16 protein-coding genes, 1 other RNA gene and 1 pseudogene are annotated in these 19,122 nt (G+C 37.4%); 11 read left to right on the top strand and 7 right to left on the bottom strand.

Annotation, left to right across the window (positions count from 1 at the left end):
- Window positions 1–3: 3 nt before the first annotated feature.
- Entirely contained in the window at window positions 4–1,767 is a 1,764-nt protein-coding gene (locus tag ND812_RS08455; protein ID WP_265375090.1) for a diflavin oxidoreductase, read from the bottom strand.
- Between the two features lie 164 nt (window positions 1,768–1,931).
- Between ND812_RS08455 and cobA the strand changes: the two genes are divergently transcribed.
- Together cobA and ND812_RS08445 are read left to right on the top strand one after the other, a co-directional pair.
- Window positions 1,932–2,729 (top strand): uroporphyrinogen-III C-methyltransferase, encoded by a 798-nt coding sequence (gene cobA / locus ND812_RS08450; protein ID WP_265375089.1) that lies wholly within the window; start codon window positions 1,932–1,934, stop codon window positions 2,727–2,729.
- Window positions 2,726–3,319 carry a precorrin-2 dehydrogenase/sirohydrochlorin ferrochelatase family protein gene (locus ND812_RS08445; RefSeq protein ID WP_265375088.1) on the top strand — a complete coding sequence of 198 codons (594 nt, stop codon included), beginning with the start codon at window positions 2,726–2,728 and terminating at the stop codon, window positions 3,317–3,319. The genes cobA and ND812_RS08445 overlap by 4 nt, the downstream gene beginning before the upstream one ends.
- Window positions 3,320–3,322: 3 nt before the next feature.
- On the opposite strand, the gene ND812_RS08440 is transcribed toward ND812_RS08445, so the two are convergent.
- Window positions 3,323–3,922 carry an LBF_1134 family protein gene (locus tag ND812_RS08440; protein WP_265375087.1) on the bottom strand — a complete coding sequence of 200 codons (600 nt, stop codon included), beginning with the start codon at window positions 3,920–3,922 and terminating at the stop codon, window positions 3,323–3,325.
- Between the two features lie 43 nt (window positions 3,923–3,965).
- Between ND812_RS08440 and ND812_RS18440 the strand changes: the two are divergent.
- A pseudogene (locus tag ND812_RS18440) lies at window positions 3,966–4,355 on the top strand (nuclease-related domain-containing protein); the annotation flags it as partial.
- A gap of 1,151 nt (window positions 4,356–5,506) precedes the next feature.
- Here the strand turns inward: ND812_RS18440 and rnpB are convergent.
- Window positions 5,507–5,855, bottom strand: an RNA gene (gene rnpB, locus ND812_RS08435) — RNase P RNA component class A.
- A 106-nt stretch (window positions 5,856–5,961) separates the two neighbouring features.
- On the opposite strand from rnpB, the gene ND812_RS08430 reads away from it, so the two are divergent.
- Window positions 5,962–6,414 carry an LEPBI_I1174 family sigma 54-regulated protein gene (locus ND812_RS08430; protein ID WP_265375086.1) on the top strand — a complete coding sequence of 151 codons (453 nt, stop codon included), beginning with the start codon at window positions 5,962–5,964 and terminating at the stop codon, window positions 6,412–6,414.
- A 17-nt stretch (window positions 6,415–6,431) separates the two neighbouring features.
- On the opposite strand, the gene msrB is transcribed toward ND812_RS08430, so the two are convergent.
- Complete coding sequence (gene msrB / locus ND812_RS08425; RefSeq protein WP_135676128.1) at window positions 6,432–6,818, bottom strand: peptide-methionine (R)-S-oxide reductase MsrB; 387 nt, start codon at window positions 6,816–6,818, stop codon at window positions 6,432–6,434.
- Window positions 6,819–6,927: 109 nt separating this feature from the next.
- On the opposite strand from msrB, the gene ND812_RS08420 reads away from it, so the two are divergent.
- From ND812_RS08420 to ND812_RS08390, 7 genes are read left to right on the top strand one after another with little or no spacing between them, the layout of a single operon-like run.
- A complete protein-coding gene (locus ND812_RS08420; protein WP_265375085.1) occupies window positions 6,928–7,800 on the top strand; it encodes a Rossmann-fold NAD(P)-binding domain-containing protein in 873 nt (290 codons plus the stop codon).
- Entirely contained in the window at window positions 7,793–9,328 is a 1,536-nt protein-coding gene (hemC, locus tag ND812_RS08415) for a hydroxymethylbilane synthase (RefSeq protein ID WP_265375084.1), read from the top strand. The genes ND812_RS08420 and hemC overlap by 8 nt, the downstream gene beginning before the upstream one ends.
- Complete coding sequence (hemB, locus tag ND812_RS08410; protein ID WP_265375083.1) at window positions 9,325–10,278, top strand: porphobilinogen synthase; 954 nt, start codon at window positions 9,325–9,327, stop codon at window positions 10,276–10,278. The genes hemC and hemB overlap by 4 nt, the downstream gene beginning before the upstream one ends.
- Entirely contained in the window at window positions 10,275–11,552 is a 1,278-nt protein-coding gene (hemL, locus tag ND812_RS08405) for a glutamate-1-semialdehyde 2,1-aminomutase (protein WP_265375082.1), read from the top strand. The genes hemB and hemL overlap by 4 nt, the downstream gene beginning before the upstream one ends.
- 3 nt (window positions 11,553–11,555) lie before the next feature.
- A complete protein-coding gene (locus ND812_RS08400; RefSeq protein ID WP_265375081.1) occupies window positions 11,556–12,599 on the top strand; it encodes a uroporphyrinogen decarboxylase family protein in 1,044 nt (347 codons plus the stop codon).
- The gene (gene hemN, locus ND812_RS08395; protein WP_265375080.1) at window positions 12,596–13,936 is read left to right on the top strand and encodes an oxygen-independent coproporphyrinogen III oxidase; all 1,341 of its coding nucleotides are present in this window, start codon (window positions 12,596–12,598) and stop codon (window positions 13,934–13,936) included. Before ND812_RS08400 ends, hemN begins: the two co-directional genes overlap by 4 nt.
- On the top strand, window positions 13,933–15,141 hold the full coding sequence (locus tag ND812_RS08390; protein ID WP_265375079.1) for a protoporphyrinogen/coproporphyrinogen oxidase: 1,209 nt from the start codon (window positions 13,933–13,935) through the stop codon (window positions 15,139–15,141). The genes hemN and ND812_RS08390 overlap by 4 nt, the downstream gene beginning before the upstream one ends.
- Here ND812_RS08390 and hemH read toward each other — a convergent pair.
- The 3 genes from hemH to cysK all read right to left on the bottom strand — a co-directional run bounded on the left by hemH (window position 15,115) and on the right by cysK (window position 19,077).
- Entirely contained in the window at window positions 15,115–16,203 is a 1,089-nt protein-coding gene (gene hemH / locus ND812_RS08385) for a ferrochelatase (protein WP_265375932.1), read from the bottom strand. The two genes, ND812_RS08390 and hemH, sit on opposite strands and share 27 nt — an antisense overlap.
- Window positions 16,193–18,094 carry a type I DNA topoisomerase gene (gene topA / locus ND812_RS08380; protein ID WP_407658535.1) on the bottom strand — a complete coding sequence of 634 codons (1,902 nt, stop codon included), beginning with the start codon at window positions 18,092–18,094 and terminating at the stop codon, window positions 16,193–16,195. Before topA ends, hemH begins: the two co-directional genes overlap by 11 nt.
- Before the next feature lie 68 nt (window positions 18,095–18,162).
- Window positions 18,163–19,077 (bottom strand): cysteine synthase A, encoded by a 915-nt coding sequence (gene cysK / locus ND812_RS08375; protein ID WP_012388159.1) that lies wholly within the window; start codon window positions 19,075–19,077, stop codon window positions 18,163–18,165.
- Window positions 19,078–19,122: the final 45 nt, after the last annotated feature.

The raw sequence follows: 19,122 nt of genomic DNA, 5'->3' as shown, positions 1-19,122 counted from the left end.
TCCTCAGTAAACGTCCTTGATATAACGCCCAGATTCTTCTAGTTCTTTTAAATAATCGGAGGCTTCTTTTCCCGTGTCAAAAGTTCTTTCCGATAAAATTTCAATTAATTTTCTATCTACATCTTTACTCATAGGATCTTTGGATCCACAAAGATAAATGATGGCACCATTCTCTATCCACTTGAGTAATTCCTGTGCATTTTCACCCATACGATCTTGGACATATACCTTTTGTTTGGTATCACGTGAAAAAGCTGTATTCAATTTATGTAATACACCTGTGTCCATAAGTTCCAAGAGTTCTGTTTGGTAGTAAAAATCTGAAACAAAGTTTCTCTCACCAAAAAATAACCAATTTTTTCCATTCCCAGCTGATTGTTCTCTTTCAAATAAAAAACTGCGAAACGGTGCAATCCCTGTTCCCGGTCCGATCATGATGATGTCTGTATCGGGACTTGGTAATCGGAAAGAATTGTTTCTTTGGATAAAAAAAGGAACTGTATCCCCTTCTTTTAATGATGCTAAAAAACCAGAACAAAAACCAGATTTGATACCCGTAAAGGTTTCAATTTCCACTTCTGCTACCGTTAGGTGGACTTCTTCTTCCCCATGGGCAGAAGGACTTGATGCAATGGAATAATACCTTGGGACAATTGGTTCCAAAATATCAACCAAGGTCTGGACTTCTAATTTTGTATCAGAAGGATATAGTGTTAATAATACATCTAAATCCAATTTACCAGATGGAATTTCCTTCTTGGAAAGTGTGGCATATTTTTGTAACACTCGGTCCGGTAAAAAACGAATGGATACTTTTTTGCGAAGTAAATCATACAACATCCAAGTTTCACCTTTATAAGTGACTCTTGTTTCTTTATCTGTTTGTAGTAATCCGAGGACTCGATCCACTTCTTCTTCACGATTATAAGCCAAAAACCCAGCGCTGTCCCCAGGCAAATAATCAATTGCTACCGAAGATTTAATTTCAATATGCCTAGTGGATTTTGAAGCTCCAACGTCGTTTAACACTAAGTTTGTGACAACCGTTCCCTCGTAAACAACTTTGCCACCAGTGTTCCCTTTAGTTGCGGTAGATTGTGTTTGTTTTGAAACTTGAGTCGTTGCCGTTTTCGAAATTGTATTGAGTTTTGTGATGAGTTCTGACATCCAAGGTTTTGCAACCAAATCAAAATCTACATCACATTTTCCTAAATCATGAATTCGTTCGGCACCTAATTTTTCTAACATTGAATCCACATCAATTCCTGTTTGGCAAAAAAGTGGATAACTAGTGTCACCTAACCCAAGTACTGCGAATTTTACTTTCGCCAATTTGTCTTTTGCATCTGAAAGAATTTGGATAAAAGGTTTTGCAGCCTGAGGTGGTTCTCCATCTCCATGAGTGGAAACAATCACAAATAAGTATTCTTCCTCTTTTAGGTCTTTTGCTTTGTAAGTGTCTGTACTTTTTAATTTGGCTTGGACACCTAGTTCTTTTAATTTTTTAACAAGTTCCGTTCCCAGTTTTTTAGAATTCCCTGTTTCCGTTCCATACACAACACTACATTGGATGGGGGCGGCTTTTAAATTCCCATGGGAAGGATCATTGGACGAGATACTAACAGGTGGGGTTAGGGACACATCCACACTTCCCCCAATGCTTGCCTGAGTTAGTGCCGACAGATACCCCGACATCCAGACCCATTCATCCTTTGTGGATTCTTTTAATAACTGTAAAAATCGATTGCGTTTCTCATCGGATAACATAAAAACCTATGCTTGTGTTGGATTCCAGTAAAACATCCAAAAAGTCTTATAAATTGAATCTTTTCCTAAGGTTAGAGACGAGTAAACCAAAAAAATGGAGATTTTGTAGAAATAATTAGCCAATCACTTGACGTTTTCTAGCAGGATTGCAAGGTATAGCAGATATGTCCTCCAATAAGACAGAACAAGGTTTCGTGAGTTTTGTGAGTGGTGGTCCAGGCCCCATTGACCTCCTAACCCTTCGTGGGAAATCTCGGATCGAATCCGCCGATGTAATCCTCTACGATGCCCTCCTCGATCCCAGTTTTTTAGAGATTTTCCCTGAGTGTGCCCAAATCCTCTACGTGGGCAAACGTGCCAAAGAACACTACCGCACCCAGGATGAAATCAATTCCCTTCTTGTTCATTATGCACACCAAGGCAAACGAGTGGTCCGCCTGAAAGGGGGAGATGCTTCCATCTTTGGAAGGTTATCTGAAGAAATCCAAACACTGGAAACAAATGGAATCCCATATGAAGTGATCCCTGGAGTGAGTTCAGTGACAACGGGAGCATCCGACCTTGGAATCTCACTGACGGTGAGAGGATTATCACGCCAAATCATCATCCTTGATGGACACACCATTTTAGAAGAAGAACGGAGTTGGATGGGAATGGAAAATTTTCCAGGCACCATTGTCATCTTAATGGGTAGCCAGAAAACAAAAGAGTTAGCTGAACGACTCATCCGAAAAGGGGTAAGTCCATCGACACCCATAGTACTTTTGGAAAATGCAGGTAGTACTCGTGCAGTATATACAGTCTCCACTCTCGACAAAACCCAAGAGGAAGGATTGGAGAAAAAAACAAAAGGACCAGGAATTTTATACGTTGGTGAAGTTGTTCGTCCCCTTTTGTTAGGTGAGAATCAAAAAATAGAAAGTTTTTCTTTTCTTCCGTTTTTATCGGAACCTTTGCAATGAGTGTTAAAAAATACCCAATCTTTCTCAACTTAGAAGGTAGGAATATTTTAATCGTAGGTGGTGGAAATGCTTGCCTCGAAAAATTATTAGGGCTCGAACATACTGGTGCCAATATCCATATCATCTCTTTGGATTTCATGGATGAAATAAAAGATTTTTTACAAAAATACCCAAATATCAAAACGGAAACCAGAGCCGTCACTGAGGCAGATTTAAACGATAGGGATATTATTTTTTTAGCAACAAGTGAACCGAACACAAACAAAAAATTCAGAACCATCGCCAAAGAGAAAGGTATATGGGTGAATTCAGTAGATGATCCTAAAAACTGTGATTTTTATTCTTCTTCCACCATCCAAATTGGACCGGTTCAATTTGCGATTTCCACCGACGGAATGTTTGCTGGTGTTTCTTCCAGTTTGCGTAAACTATTTGAAGAAACCATCCCAGAAGAAGACCATGAGTTATTAGAAACTCTTTTTGCTATGAGGCGGAATCTCAAAGAAATTTTGCCAGACAAAGACCAACGAAGAAAGGTATTAAAAGAAATCATCCAAAAATTAAATTCAGAATACTTCCACAAACCATAATACTCATTCTGGATAAATTTGAACAATAGTTAACGAGTGTTCGCCTGCCCAAACAGAATGTAAGGGAATGTTTACAATCATTTTATCACTGCTATCCAGGCGTACTGTCCATTCGCCTGCGGTTCTAGGATCTAAAAATTTTACTTTTTTGATGGGAAATGGGAAGTGTATTTCAAATTGAATGAACTCCACAAGGGTATTAAAACGAAGTAAATCGTCTCTTAACTTGGCTTCTGATAAAATCGAATTGATGTCTTCTCGCACGATTTCAAGAGCAGAAAGTAGTGGTGAGTTTTGACTTGTATCGATGCCAAGTTGGATCTCTGGTATTTGGTCTTCCACAAACGTAACAAAACGAAATCCAGGAGGTAACATTTGGGTATAATTTCCAAACTGATAAGACCTCTCTTTGAGAGTGATCGTGACCTCTCCCGTATCAGTAAGTCCAGAACCTAAAAAACTCCCCTTTTGTTTCTTTGTGATTTTTTTTTGGTAAATGACAAGATCCCCTGAAAGGTCGGGTTTAATCTTTATTTTGATATTCCCTCCAGCGCAGGCACAAAACAATAGGCAGAATAACAAGGTTCGTGGTATCCGTTTCATATCGTCATTAGAACAGACAATACAAAGATAACAGAACTAAAAAATGATTTATCCGAAACAGTTTCATGGAAAAACGAGAGACATTTCTCTCGAATCCTATTATTACCATCGTTTTTCGAACGAAATTCAATTCCCTTGTAATATTTATTATTCTCTTACTTTAATCACTCCTGATGTTCCCATGCGTGAGATAGACTTTCTAGTTGTATCACCATATGGAGTGATCACAATCGAATTAAAAAACGGTAAATGGAGACAAAAAAAAGGTGAATGGGAATTTTATAATGTAAGAGGCAGGGAATGGGAACCAGTTGTAGGTAAGTCTTACAAAAATCCAATCGAACAAGTAACCACACAAAGAGAAATCATCCGAGAATTTTTCAAAAATCATAACCAACTTGTCGATTTATTTCCAGAAGAGTATTATGATAGTGCAATCTTCTTTTTAAAAAACGAAAGAAAGGAATTCCATCTCCCCAATGACCAAAACTTATTTGTGTTTGGCGGAAGGGAAGTAGGAGAAGATACAAGTCTCAATACAATTTTAGAATCCATTTTTTATCGAAATGGAAGAGAACCACTCCCTGATTCCGTACTTGTCAAAGCACATGAAATCATCAAAAAAAATCTAAACTTTTTCCAAACCTTCCGCTCCAAAAAAGAGAAAGAAGAAGAGAACTTATTATTTTTCACAGAAGAACAATTTTCCCTTGTGAAGGGAATCAATCAATATTCGCATAACTTGGTTTTTGGTAGTTCAGGATCTGGAAAATCTATATTATGTGGGGAACTTGCCTTACAAAATGCAAGGAAAGGAAAAAAAATTCTGTTATGGCAAGGAGCAAAAGCCCTCTTTGAAATTTGGAAAGAAGAACTGAGTCTTATCCCCGAAAAAAACAATATAGAACTCATTTCCCATTACAAAGAAATCAATCACAATCACATCGATCTATTACTTGTGGATGGGATTGAAGAAATCCTTACTGATGATAAACAATCGGAACTTTTTTTATACCTTTCTAAATACTTTTGGGAAGAAAAAGATTGGATCCTGTTTGTATCCAGACGATTCAAATATACATCCACACCTATTTTGGATTATTTACAATCGTTACCTGTCCACGTTTGGGACATCAAAAGGAATATACGAAATTCACCAGAAATTGTTACATTTGCCAATTCCTTACTCGATGATTTTTCAGAAACACCGATTCTTGAAAATTTTTCAGACATCCAATTCATTAAAAATGATGAAGACTTAACCGATCAGATGCGTTGGTGTTATGGTTACGCTAAAAAAGTTTTGGAAATCGAAAATGATGAAATTGTAGTTTTGTATCCATCGGAAGAGTCAGTAATCCAAAATGGTTTAAAACAATTTTTGATGGAAAACCAAATGCGTCATTACTCTTGCAAAGAGTTTGCAGGGATGGAAGAAACATGTGGAATTTTAATTGGATTTGAAAATTGGCACCTAACTGAGACAAAAGTTTTATTAGCAGAAACAATATTAAAAATTCGGAGTTTGGTTTGTGTCTTTTACCCACCTAACGAAGAAAAGGTGATTCAGAACATCTTAAAAAAAAGTGACTCTGGCCCGTAAGCCGGATTCTGTTTTAAGCGATCATTTATCTAATGCTCTCTACCCACAACCTGGCGGGACAGGCTCATAACGGTTGTTTACTTGAGATTGCACATCGGAGGGTTTACCGGCCATTGTTTTTACAAACAAAGCGGTGGGCTCTTACTCCACCATTTCACCCTTACCTACCAAGGTAGGCGGTATTCTTTCTGTTGCACTTTCCGTCCCTTCCTTCCTATTGCTAAAAAGAAAAAGCCCAAGCATTACTTGGTCCGATTGTCCCCTAGTGTCCGGACTTTCCTCCCCTTTGTTTCCAGAGGGAAACAAAAAGGCGATCGCTCGGCCAGAGTCACTTTCATTGAATTTAGGTTTCGGAAGTGCGTCGAGGAGTATTTCAACACTTTGGCACAATTTATGCAAATTGATCTATGAATTGAAAACAGCAAGGAACCAACGTATGAAGTCTTATCATTTCGCTCTCTTTTTCATCATTTCCATTGGTTTGTGGGCAGAACCTCAGCTGGACCAATCTGTGGAAGAAATCTTAGTCCACACTCGCCTTTCTCGAATCCCTATGGTCATTGCCGAATTGGAAGAACGGTCGGCAAAAAAAATGGAATCAGGGGACTTCTTATCCGCACGAGAGGATCTGAAAAAAGCAATTTTACTCAAACAATCAATTGGGATGAAAGACACAGAAGGAAACGCACATTTACTTTTCCAAATGGCAAAATTAGAAACAAAACTCGGTCATAGTTGTGAGGCACTTCATTATTCTTCCCTTGCCAATCAAATTGTGAAACGAGTCGGAATCCGATCTGATTCCTATACATTAGCACAATGGAATGGAAAGGAAGTGAGTCCAAGGAAATGGGAAACTTGCCAAGAAGTATCTTGGTTACAAGAATAAGAAATTCAATGTTACTTTCATTCCGTTTCTTTTTTTTGAAATTTTAAGGAAGCAGAATTCACACAATAACGAAGTCCTGTTGGTTTTGGCCCATCCGGAAAAACATGTCCTAAATGTGCTCCACAATTTTGGCACATGATTTCAGTTCGAACCATTCCATGGGTTTTGTCAGTTTCTGTTGCGATCACTTCTTTTCGCACCGGCTCATAATAACTCGGCCAACCACTTCCTGAATCATATTTTGAATCTGAAGAAAACAATGCCTCTCCACAACATACACATAAATACGTACCTTTTTCTTTGTGTGCATAGTATTCGCCAGTGAACGGCCGTTCGGTGCCCTTCTCTCTGGTCACTTGGTACTGTAGTGGAGTGAGAACCTCTTTCCAATTTTGATTTTCCATTGTATCGTTTGTCTCCCTTATTGAGATTAAGTATCAATATCACATTTATTTTTTTTAGGAACTGACAATCTTGTGACAGTACCCAGAATGTATTTGATAGAATAAAATTATGTGGTCAAACCTGATTCTACTCCATTCGACTGATCCCATCTCTAAGTCTTTAGACGATTCTCATCTAGAGGTTTGGAAAACTTGTCAAAGGACACTCGTCTTCACTGACAATCGGATTTTTCCCATGGAAGGAAATGAGCGTTTTTTTGACGGTTGGGAAGTATACCACGGTTATGATGCTTATCGATTTTTACTCGAAGTGGTCTCCGGTCTAAGGTCCAAGTTATTTGGAGAATCAGAAATCCAAGCACAGTTTCGGGACCGATTCCGGGAAGATAATACTAACGGTTCCAATTTTGGAACGTCACTCCTCCGACTGAGAGACCAAATTTTAGAACACACCAAACAAATTCGTTCCAAGTATCTTGTAGGGATTGGCAGACAAACCTATGGAAGTGTGACAGAGTCCTATTTACACAACCACAAGGAAGTCACACTCCTAGGAACAGGTAAACTTGTAGATTCGATTTTACCATATCTTATTTCCAAACAAAAAGTAGTGCGTTTGATTGGTCGTAACCAAAACCGACTCGAAGAACTGAGTGAACTTTACCCTATCACCACATACCATTGGGAAGATTATAAACCAAACAATGAGGCCATCATCATTGCCTCAAGTTTTTTGCCATTTAACTGGGATGAGATGATCAGGTCATCATCCATCATTTTAGATTTTAGAGAAAATAAAGATGAGAACAAAAATTATGATCACTACATTCCGCTTTCACAAATTCTAAATGACTTACACGAAACCGACGAACAAATCCAAGCTGTCAAAATGGATTTACAATACTTTCTCACGGAACTCACAAGGGAACGGGAGGAAGAACAACTTCATATTATGAATGGATGGGAAGATTTACTTGTCTGAAACAATCAAAATAGGAGGTAGGTCCTCCCTACTGTCTCGCATTCAAGTCCACACTGTTAAACAAGCCTTAAAAGAAAAAAACAAAGAATTAAATTTCGAAACTGTATTTCGAGAATCATCTGGAGATAAGGATTTAACAACTCCACTTTGGCAATTTGCTGGCCAAGGAATTTTTACAAAAGACCTTCAAGAAGACTTACTCAGTCACAAATTGGACATTGTGATCCACTCTTTTAAAGATATGGATCTAAAAGAAAGAAACGATACAACACTGATTCCTATTTTAAGTCGTGAAGATGTGCGTGATGTATTATTATTCAAAAAAAATAAATGGATCAATTTGCCCAATGAGATCACAATTCTCACATCCTCACCAAGGCGTGAATACCATATCAAAGAATTTTTAAAGAATTATTTCCCAACACCTATCAATAATTTTGAAATCAATATTGAATCAGTCCGAGGCAATATCCAAACTCGACTTCGTAAATATTTAGACCATGAGTCTGGTGGCATTTTGGTAGCAAAAGCAGCATTGGATCGAATCCTAAATTTCCAAGACCATGAAAATGTATTACCCGAACTAAAAGAAATAAAACAACTCATAAGAGAAACATTAAATCTTTCTTTATTTATGGTTTTACCTTCTTCTATTTTTCCTAGTGCGCCCGCACAAGGTACGTTATGTGCGGAAATCAGAAAAGAAGACAATCACCTTAAATCATTATTATCACAAATTGTTGATCCTGAAACCGAACTTACTGCAAACGAAGAAAGAGAAATTCTTTCGAAGTATGGTGGAGGTTGCCACCAAAAAATTGGAGTCACAGTTTTAAAAAGGGATTATGGAAAAGTCACCTTCGTTAGAGGAATCACCGAAGAAGGAGAAATTCTACATACGAAGGAACTATCGGATAGTCCTAACTTATCTTTTACCAAAGAAGAAGTTTGGCCACCACATGCAAAAATGGCGGCAAGACAAAGAGAACGCCTCACTTATAGCATTCCCAAAGACGTAGACGTATTTGTATCCAGAGGTTATGCGTTTCCATTGGATTTATCAGTGAATCCAAGTAATCAGATTTTATGGTCAGCTGGACTTTCCACTTGGAAAGACCTTGCTCTTCGTGGATTTTGGGTGAATGGAACATGTGATGGACTCGGTGAAAGTGAACCTCCTGAAATTGATTCAATCTTAGGAAGAAAACCAAATTTTGTAAAACTGACCCATATGGATTCAGATAAACATTCGAGTGTATATCCAGTGATTCCAACTTACTTTGTCTCAGCACCAGAAATACCGATCCCTTTTGACACATCCAAAATCAAAGCTGCATATTGGAGAAGTGGATCTGAATTTGACATCGTTACAAAACGATTCCCTGAACTACTGAATGTAATCCATTTTGTTGGTCCCGGTAGTACATTTAGAAAAATTAAACATGCGCTAGGTGAAGAAGGTTCAAAAAATAAAATTTTTGTTTCCTTATCCTTTGAATCTTGGGCTGAGAAGTACATCAAACAATGAAAACAAAAACCCTTCGACTTCGTTCCAACCAATACTTACGCCATTTGAGTGAATCAGGTTCACTTAACGTAAATAAAATGATCCAACCATTGTTTTTAGTAGAAGGTATCGATGAAAAAGAACCCATCAAAGGTTTACCTGATGTTCATCGCGATACAAACAAAACAATATTGAATCAAATTGAATCGGATTTAAAATCTGGTGTTTCACAATTTTTACTCTTTATGGTACCGAGTGAAAAGTCAGACACAAGTTTCTCGACGAACTTTTATCAATCCAATATCAGTTTGATTAAAAAAACTTTCCCAGAAATGTTTTTGTGGTTAGACACTTGCATTTGTTCTGTGACAACAACAGGTCATTGTTGTCACTTTCATCCCAAAGGAACTATTAATTTAGAGTTAACATTAAAACGATTGTCTGAACTTGCATTGATCTACGCAGATTCTGGTGCTGATGGAATTGCCCCTAGTGATATGATGGATGGACGTGTATTGTCACATCGAAAAATTCTAGACGAAAACAACCATTCACATGTTCCCATTATGAGTTATTCGACGAAGTTTAAAAGTCACTTTTACGGTCCCTTCCGAGGAGCAGCAGACTCCTCACCACAGTTTGGTGATCGTAGTGGATACCAACTAGACGTTAGAGATAGAGATACTGCCATTCATACTTCCATTCGTGACAAAGAAGAAGGTGCTGATTTACTGATGGTCAAACCTGGGATGACTGCTATCGACTTAATTGGTCCCATCAAAGAAAAAACAGGGCTTCCCACTGGCGCCTACCAAGTGAGTGGTGAATATGCAAGTTTAGTATACTTAGCCAAAGAAGGTTTTTTAGATTTTGAAGAAGGTTTAAAAGAAACTTGGGATGTGTTTCGGAGAGCAGGTTCTTCTTTTTTAATCACATACGGTGCAAGGATATCAAAAAGGTTATATTCATGAATTCAGAATCTTTATTCGAAAGATCAAAACAAGTAGTTCCTGGTGGAGTTCATAGCCCAGTAAGATCTTTTTCTTCCGTTGGTGGAACTCCAGTATTTTTTAGTGAAGCAAATGGCGCCTATCTTAAGTCAGTCGAAGGAAAAAACTATATCGACTATTGTTTGAGTTTTGGGCCACTTCTCTTTGGACATAGACATCCTGAAATCCAAGAAGTTGTGGAAGATACAGTCAGGAAAGCCTGGTCTTTTGGTGCTTGTGAACCTTATTCCTTGGAACTTGCAGAATTCATCACAGAAAGAATTCCTTGGGTTGAAAAAATACGGTTTGTAAACTCGGGAACGGAAGCTGTTATGAGTGCCTTACGAGTGGCAAGAGCTGCAACCGGACGAAACAAAATTCTGAAATTTGATGGTTGTTACCATGGCCACCTTGATCAACTTTTAGTGAAGTCAGGTTCGGGCCTTGCATGCCTTAGTTCCAGTGATAGCAAAGGAATTGGACCTGAGATCATTCAAAACACACTTGTCCTCCCTTTGGATGACGAAACAAAACTAGAGGAATTGTTCCAAAGAGAAGGATCAAATATCGCTTGTTTGGCGATTGAGCCACTACCAGCAAATTACGGTTTACTTCCACAAAGAATTGAATTCCTAAAAAAATGCCGTGAACTGACAACAAAGTATGGCGTATTACTTCTGTTTGATGAAGTGATTTCTGGTTTCCGAGTTTCTTTCCAAGGTATGGCTGGAATCACAGGAATTGTCCCTGATCTAGTCTGTTATGGAAAAATCATCGGTGGAGGATTTCCAGTGGGAGCTTATGCAGGAAAACGAGAATTTATGGACCTTGTGGCACCAAGTGGACCTGTTTACCAAGCAGGAACATTGTCTGCCAATCCGATTGGGATGCGAGCCGGGCTCAAAACCCTTACCAAGGCTTGGAACGAAAATCCTTACCCAAATCTTGAAACTACCACCAAACAATTCACAGATGGAATCATAAATCTATTAAAAGAATCTGGTGATCCCAATTGGGAAGCAGTGACATTTGGAAGTTTGTTTTGGCTAAAAGGGAAAACAGAAAAACCTATCAGAACGATTGCTGATATTCCAAGTTCTCACAAATCCAATTTTGCATCTTTTTTCCACAAACTATTAAACCAAGGTGTTTATCTTGCACCAAGCGGTTATGAGGTGGGATTTTTATCTACTGTACATACAAAAGATATCATCGATCTCACACTTGAAAAAATTAAACAGGCATTAAAGGGCTAAACCATGATCACAACCAAATACCACAACGAACGTTTTGCAAATGCGATCCAATTAGTTCCACAAAACACTCCTCCAATTTGGTTTATGCGCCAAGCAGGACGATACCATTCTCATTATCGTAAACTCAAAGAATCCTATAGTTTCATGGAACTATGCAAACAACCTGAACTCGCAGCCGAAGTGGCATTAGGTCCCGTAAAAGAATTTGGATTTGATGTAAGTATCTTATTTTCAGATTTACTTTTCCCATTAGAAGCACTTGGAATGGGTCTTACTTATGACCCCGGCCCCAAACTATCATTCTCACTTACCTCCCATTCTGATCTTAAAAAACTAAAACCCGTTGATGAAGCGATTGAAGGACTTTATTTCCAAAAAGAAGCAGTGATCCGAACGAGAGAAGTGTTACCAAAAGATGTTTCTCTAATTGGATTTGTTGGTGGCCCGTTTACCCTTATGACCTATGCTAGTATAGGTAAACATGACGGAAATTTATCGTTTATCAAAACTAACCAAGAATTTGTAGATCAACTCTATTCGATTCTAGTACCACTCTTAAAACGAAATATCGAATTACAATTGCAAGGTGGTGCGGAAGTCGTCATGATGTTTGACACTGCAGCCGGAATGTTAGATCCATTTAATTTCCGAAGGTATGTCACAGAACCAATTACGGAACTAACAAAATCCTTCCCAAATCAAATTGGTTATTATGCTAAAAACTCAACTGAATCACAAATAAGGCAAATCCATTCCATTCAAAACTTAGTTGGTTTCGGAGTGGATCACAGGTTCTCAATCCCTTCCATATTACATGAATTTGGTGGCAAAGGTTTCATTCAGGGTAATTTTGACCAAGAGTTATTATTTGCAGACCAATCAACTCTCAAACATAAAATAAAAGAATACCTTTTACCAATTAGAGATCTAAACCCAAAAGAACGTGTTGGTTGGGTGGCAGGACTTGGACATGGTGTATTACAATTCACTCCAGAAGAATCTGTTCATCTTCTCATCGACACAACAAGAAAGGTGTTTAATTCATGAAACACTTACTCCAAAAATACGATACACCTGCTCCAAGATACACAAGTTATCCAACCGTACCTTACTGGACCGATTCACCTTCAGTGGAAGAGTGTATCGAATCATTGGAAACACATCTTTCCCCAAAAGAATCAAAACTTGCTATGTACCTTCACATTCCATTTTGTGAAACTTTGTGTACGTTTTGCGGCTGTAATACATCAATTACAAAAAACCATACCGTTGAAGAACCTTATGTCAAAGCAATCAAAACGGAACTTGAAATGTATTTACAAAATGTGCCTTCTTTAAAAGGGAAAGAACTCAGTGAACTTCACTTAGGTGGGGGAAGCCCCACTTACCTTTCCGATTACAACCTACAATCGACCATCGAATCCATCTTAAACCAATTACCCCCTTCTAATGACCCACAATATTCTATTGAGGTAGATCCTAGAAGAACACGAATTTCCCAACTCAAACTCTTACATAATTTAGGTTTCAAACGAATTAGTCTAGGAGTCCAAGATTTTGACCCGGAAGTGCAACGATTGGTAAACCGAACTCAACCTTTTGCACTGACTGAAAATATCACCTTAGAAGCAAGATCTCTAGGATTTAATTCGGTAAATTTTGATTTAATTTATGGATTACCCAAACAATCGCTAAACTCCATGTTATACACCATGGAAAAAACATTAGAACTAAAACCAGATCGAATTGCTTTTTACTCGTATGCCCATGTACCATGGATCAAAGCATCCCAACGTTTATTTACGGAAGCAGATTTGCCAGATCCAACCCTCAAACGCGAGTTATATGAGACGGGAAGATCACTTCTAGAAAAAGAAGGATACAGAGAAATTGGCATGGACCATTTTGCTCTTCCTCATGATAAATTATGGAAAGCTTTCCATTCCAAACAATTGCATAGAAACTTTATGGGATATAGTGACTCCAAAACCGATGTTATGTTAGGACTTGGTTCTTCTGCTATTTCTGAAACACCGAACTTATTTTTCCAAAATATTAAACTGGAAATGAAGTATAGAAAATCCCTTTTGGACGGAAAATTACCGATCCTTAGAGGCCATAAACTTTCCAACTCCGATCGTTTGCGAAAACTTTTAATCTTAGAACTGATGACTTCTTGGGAAGTGAAAGTACCCAGTGATTTGTTAAACCATACGAAAGATTTTTTATCGGAAATGGAAAAAGACAAATTGGTTTTATGGAATAAGGAAACACTATGTGTAACCGAACTAGGTAAACCATTTCTACGAATCATAGCGATGGCGTTTGATGAAAAACTCCAATCTAGTAAACCAGCAGGACCCGTTTTCTCAAAAGCAATATGAAAGAAAACGTTCATATTGTAGGTGGTGGGATTACTGGTCTCTTTATGGCATACCACCAAGTAAAAAAAGGAAATTCTGTCACTCTGTATGAAGAAAAGGATACATTAGGTGGAGTGATAGGCACATTGAACAAACCAGAAGGATTGGTAGAACTTGCTGCCAATGGAATCCTTTTGACCGATGATATCAAATCCATGTTAGATGACATTGGTCTATCACCTGTTTTCCCTAAAAAAGCATCAAAACGTAGGTATTTTTGGATCAACCAAAAATTATCCCAGTTTCCAATCTCAATTTTAGCAGGCACAAAATTACTGTATTCGATTTTTCTCAAAAAACTTAAATTTGATCCCAATCTAAATTTTGAAAATTGGGGAAATCAAATGTTTGGACCCTCAGTGACAAAAAACATCATAGAACCTGCTTTAGGTGGAATTTACGGCACTCGATTATCAGAATTACAACCCGAAACGATATTTTCAAAATGGGATGGCAGAGGAAACAGTACCATTTTCAAAGAGATCAAAAAAAACAAAAAGAAAACATATGGAACTGTTTCCTTTCCCAATGGAATGGGAGACCTAGTAACTCATTTGGTTTCTTACTTATCACCTAGAATTACTATCAAAACTGGATTTTCATTTTCAAACTTTAAAGAAATTCAAAATTTAAATGGATCAGTTAAAATTTGTATCTCACTAAAAAAGCTATTACCCATATTAGATTCAGAGATCAAATTAGCATCAAAACCAAATTTGTTAACCATTTCCACCGTAACAAGGTTTGGTGAAACAAAACTTACGAAAAAACCATGTTTTGGAGTTCTTTTTGGCAAAAATGAAGGTGTTCAAGCGTTAGGAGTTTTGTGTAATTCTGATATTTTTGATGGCCGAGTCCAAAATCAAAAACATTCTGAAACTTGGATTTATCCAGATATAAAGGTAAAAAACGGCAACGATACGATTGAATCTATTTTAGAAAGAGATAGATATTTGATCTCAAAGAAAATGGACCTTCCAACAGCTGTTTACCGAACAACTTGGGAGGGAGTTTTCCCTGCGTATGACTCAAATTTATTTAAGTTCAACCAAGTTTTAGACCAGCTAGAAACAAACTGGTCATCCCAAGGAAAAAACATCAGATTTTATGGAAATTATAGAAAAGGAATTGGTCTCAGATCAATTTTTGAATCGACAATGTTTTAGCGATTCTCCCCCATTTTTTTCACAAATACAATCCTTAACCGATGTATCGGCAAGTAACACTCGTTCTGCTAAATATTCCATAAATGGTTTGTAAGTACCGAAAGCAGGAATTCTAACAAATGATTTTCCACCATTTTCCAATGTGAGTTCTTTAAACTGTTCGCCAATTTCTTCCAATGTTTCTAGGTGATCACTTACAAAACTAATTGGATACACTGCTATGTGTTTACCTTCTTTGGAAAGTTTTGTGATCATTTGAATTGTGTTTGGTTCAGTCCATTTGGCAGGGCCTACTTTACTTTGGTAAGATACATGTACGTTACCTCTAAAACCAAACTTTCGTAATTCTTCAGAAATTCTTTTGACTGAAACTTCTACTTCTTCCATATAACGATCTCCCTTGTGTATGAGTCGCATTGGAACACCGTGTGCCGAAAAAATAAGATCTAGATCTTTCCAATCACATTTCGGAGTTTCTTTTGGATAATGTAAAAATTCATCTGATCTTAATTGGTTTGTAAAAAACTCATAAATAAACTTAGCAGTGATTTGGTGGAAATTTGGCTCCAATCCAAAATGTGGGATATAACCACCACTCCCAACTGGACATTCTCCAAATTTAGTTTCTAAAATTGCTAAAGTTGATAATACGGTAGACCTGGAGAATTGAGGATAAAGCGGTAGATACACCGTATTTGCATCGGGTTTGGTGAATTCATCCTCTCTAATATTAGGAAATCCACACGTCATGGAAACTTTTACCTTCCATTTTACGTTTGTTTGTTGGTTAAGAATTAATTCCAAAACCTTAGCTTGTTTTTCTGTTTCGTCCACAAGGGGAGAACCACCTCCAAAACCCATGGATTCATATGTTTTTTGCACTTTCGGAGCCCGTTTTTTTGCGATGAACTTTGCCAATCGAATGCGTAAAAATTCTGGCAATGGCAAATCAAACACAAATGGATCTGAAAATAAATCTCTTAAAAATACTTCAATTTCTGAGGACGTTCGAGGTCCTCCCAAATTCACAAGGATCAAAGTTTTATCATGATTAGTTGTCATAGGTGATGTAGTCACAGTGTGGGTAACGAGAACAAAAATAAATGGTTCTTCCATTTTTCCCTAATTTGGTTTTGATGGTTCCATCCAAACATTTAGGGCAAACTTTTTTCTCTGTAAGATTTAGACTCTTTTCCTTAGGTAGATGTTGGTTCTTATTTTTTTTTATAGAATCATTTGAATTGATTCCTGAACTTTCAGTTATACTTTTTTCATTCTTCTTACTAGTTCCAAACTCAGGCCCATAAGATTCTTTTTTTTTCCTTGGTGATTTTAAAATCTGTTTCAACTTCCCATAAAATGCTGAAATTAATTCCACCCTTGAATTTTTGTTCTCTGTAATTTGGTCCAATTGTTGCTCTAAGTCCTTTGTAAATGACTCACCAATTAGATCATGAAAGTTTGAATCCAAATAACCATCCACTTTCATTCCCAAAGCAGAAGGACCTATATTTTTTTGGTACTCAACTATATACTTTCTCAGTTTTAATGTTTCAAGAATGTTTGCGTAAGTGGAAGGGCGGCCCACTCCCGTATCTTCCATTTTTTGGATCAATTTACCATGGGTATATCGTTCTGGAGGTTCTGTTTCTTTTTCTAATGTCGAATAAGATTCGTAGAAAAAAATATCTCCCACCTTTGCATCCAATGTACTTTTCTTTTTATCCATCATTGGTTCTGGATAATTTTTGAACCCACCGTCAAAAATCCTTTCAAAAGTATGAGTGAAAAGATGTTTTCCAATTGGGAATTCATACACCACTTCTTCACCTGATTCTGGTTTCATGAGAGAGACCAAAAATCGTTCCCAAATCAATTGGTAAAGTTTCCATTCATCTACTGTTAAATAATTTCGAATTTGATTTGGTGTTAAATTGGGGTTAATAGGGATCACTGCTTCATGAGCATCTTGCGAAAACTTTTTTTGTTTGGACTGTTTACCAGCGCCTTCCAACAAAAGTTTTGGATAATGTTGTTTTAAATAATTTTCACCTAACTGACGTTTTGAATCCGAAACTCGAGTACTATCAGATCTCATATAGGTAATCAGGCCAACCGTTTCTCCTGATTGTAATTTTTTACCTTCAAATAAACTTTGTGCAATTCTCATCGTTTTTTTTGAATCAAATTTTAAAGCACGAAAACTAACTTCAAGTAAACTGGCGGTGGAAAATGCCTTTGGAGGTTTTCGATTCAATTGTTTTACTTTGATATTTGATAAAACAAGTTCCTTTAACTTAGAAGGTTCTGGAATCATTTCGAGTTCTTTTACAATTGCATTTACATCTTCTTGATTCAATTTTTCTTTTGACTGGTATTTGAGTTCGGAACTTTGTTTATTCAGAGTTCCATGAAGTCTGAGTAAAAAGTAAGTTTCTTTTGAGAAGTTTTGGATTTCCCTTTCTCTCTCACATATCCAATGCAAAACGGTAGATTGAACTCTTCCAGCAGATAAGGTTGGTATTTTTAACTGTTTCCATAAGTCGGGAGAAACTTCAAAACCAAAAATTCTATCGACAACCCTTCTTGCAATTTGTGATTCAATTTCCGCTAAATCTAGTCCAGTCTGTTTTTCTAATTGGCTATTTAATTCATCTTTTGTGATTTCTTTTAAACGCAATCGGTAGATTGGTTTTTTTAACTTTGCCAATTCATCAAAACAATGTTTGGCGATAATTTCACCTTCCCTATCAGGATCACTTGCTATATAAATTTTGGAACATTTTTTGGCTTTTGTAACGATGGAGGCAAAGAGGTTTTTTTTTCCTTTGAGCCATTCATATTCAGGTTCAAAAGAATTAGAGATATCCACGCCATATGATTTGGGTGGCAGGTCTTTGATGTGGCCCTTTGTGGCAACAACCAACCAATCCTTACCTAAGTAAGAATTGATGGTTGTTGCTTTTGTAGGAGATTCGACAATAATTAAATTGGTGATTTTAAATTCTCATCAAACAAAAATTAAACGAACAGTCCTTCCACAGATAAGTATCTTTCGCCTGTATCATAACAGAATGTAAGCACTTTCGAGCCTGCAGGAATTTCTTTTAGTTTTTTGGACACTGCCGCAAGGCTTGCTCCAGAAGATGTTCCGATAAAAATCCCTTCTTTTTTTGCAGCTAGAACAGCCATTGTGAAGGACTCTTCTTTTCCAACAGTGATGATCCCATCGAGTAATTCTGTTTTGCAGTTCTTAGGAATGAAACCGGCACCAATCCCTTGGAGAGGGTGTGGACCTGGTTTACCACCACTGAGAACAGGAGAACCTTCTGGTTCTACAGCAAATACTTTTAGTTTAGGAAACCGTTTTTTTAAGTTTTCTGCGCAACCAGTAATATGCCCACCAGTTCCAACTCCAGTGATGATGTAGTCCAAACCATCAGGAAAATCTTTTGCAATTTCTTCTGCCGTTTTTTCTCGGTGGACTTGGATATTGGCTTCGTTTTCAAACTGTTGTGGCATCCAAGCGTTTGGATTGGCTGCTACCATTTCTTGTGCTTTTGCAATCGCACCTGGCATACCTTTTTCTCTTGGAGTGAGTTCAAACTTGGCACCATAGGCTGCCATTATCCTACGTCTTTCCACTGACATATGTTCTGGCATGACGAGTGTGATCGCATAACCTTTCACAGCTGCAACCATAGCAAGACCAATCCCTGTATTTCCAGATGTAGGCTCCACAATGATGGAATCTTTTTTAAGTTTCCCTGATTTTTCGGCATCTTCAATCATCGCAAGGGCGATTCGATCTTTAATCGATCCACCTGGGTTCTGTCTTTCTAGTTTCATATACACTTCGTGATCAGTTCCAAACAAACGAGACAATCGGATATGTGGTGTGTTGCCAATGGCATCTAAAATACTATTAAATTTCATAATTTCTCCGTTTAAGTCACATTTTTAAAGAAAATCTAGATTTGT

It is taken from the genome of Leptospira limi (assembly GCF_026151395.1).
GTDB lineage: Bacteria > Spirochaetota > Leptospiria > Leptospirales > Leptospiraceae > Leptospira_A > Leptospira_A limi.
The sequence above is the reverse complement of the archived record's forward strand: the minus strand, read 5'-3'. Positions and strand labels throughout refer to the sequence as shown.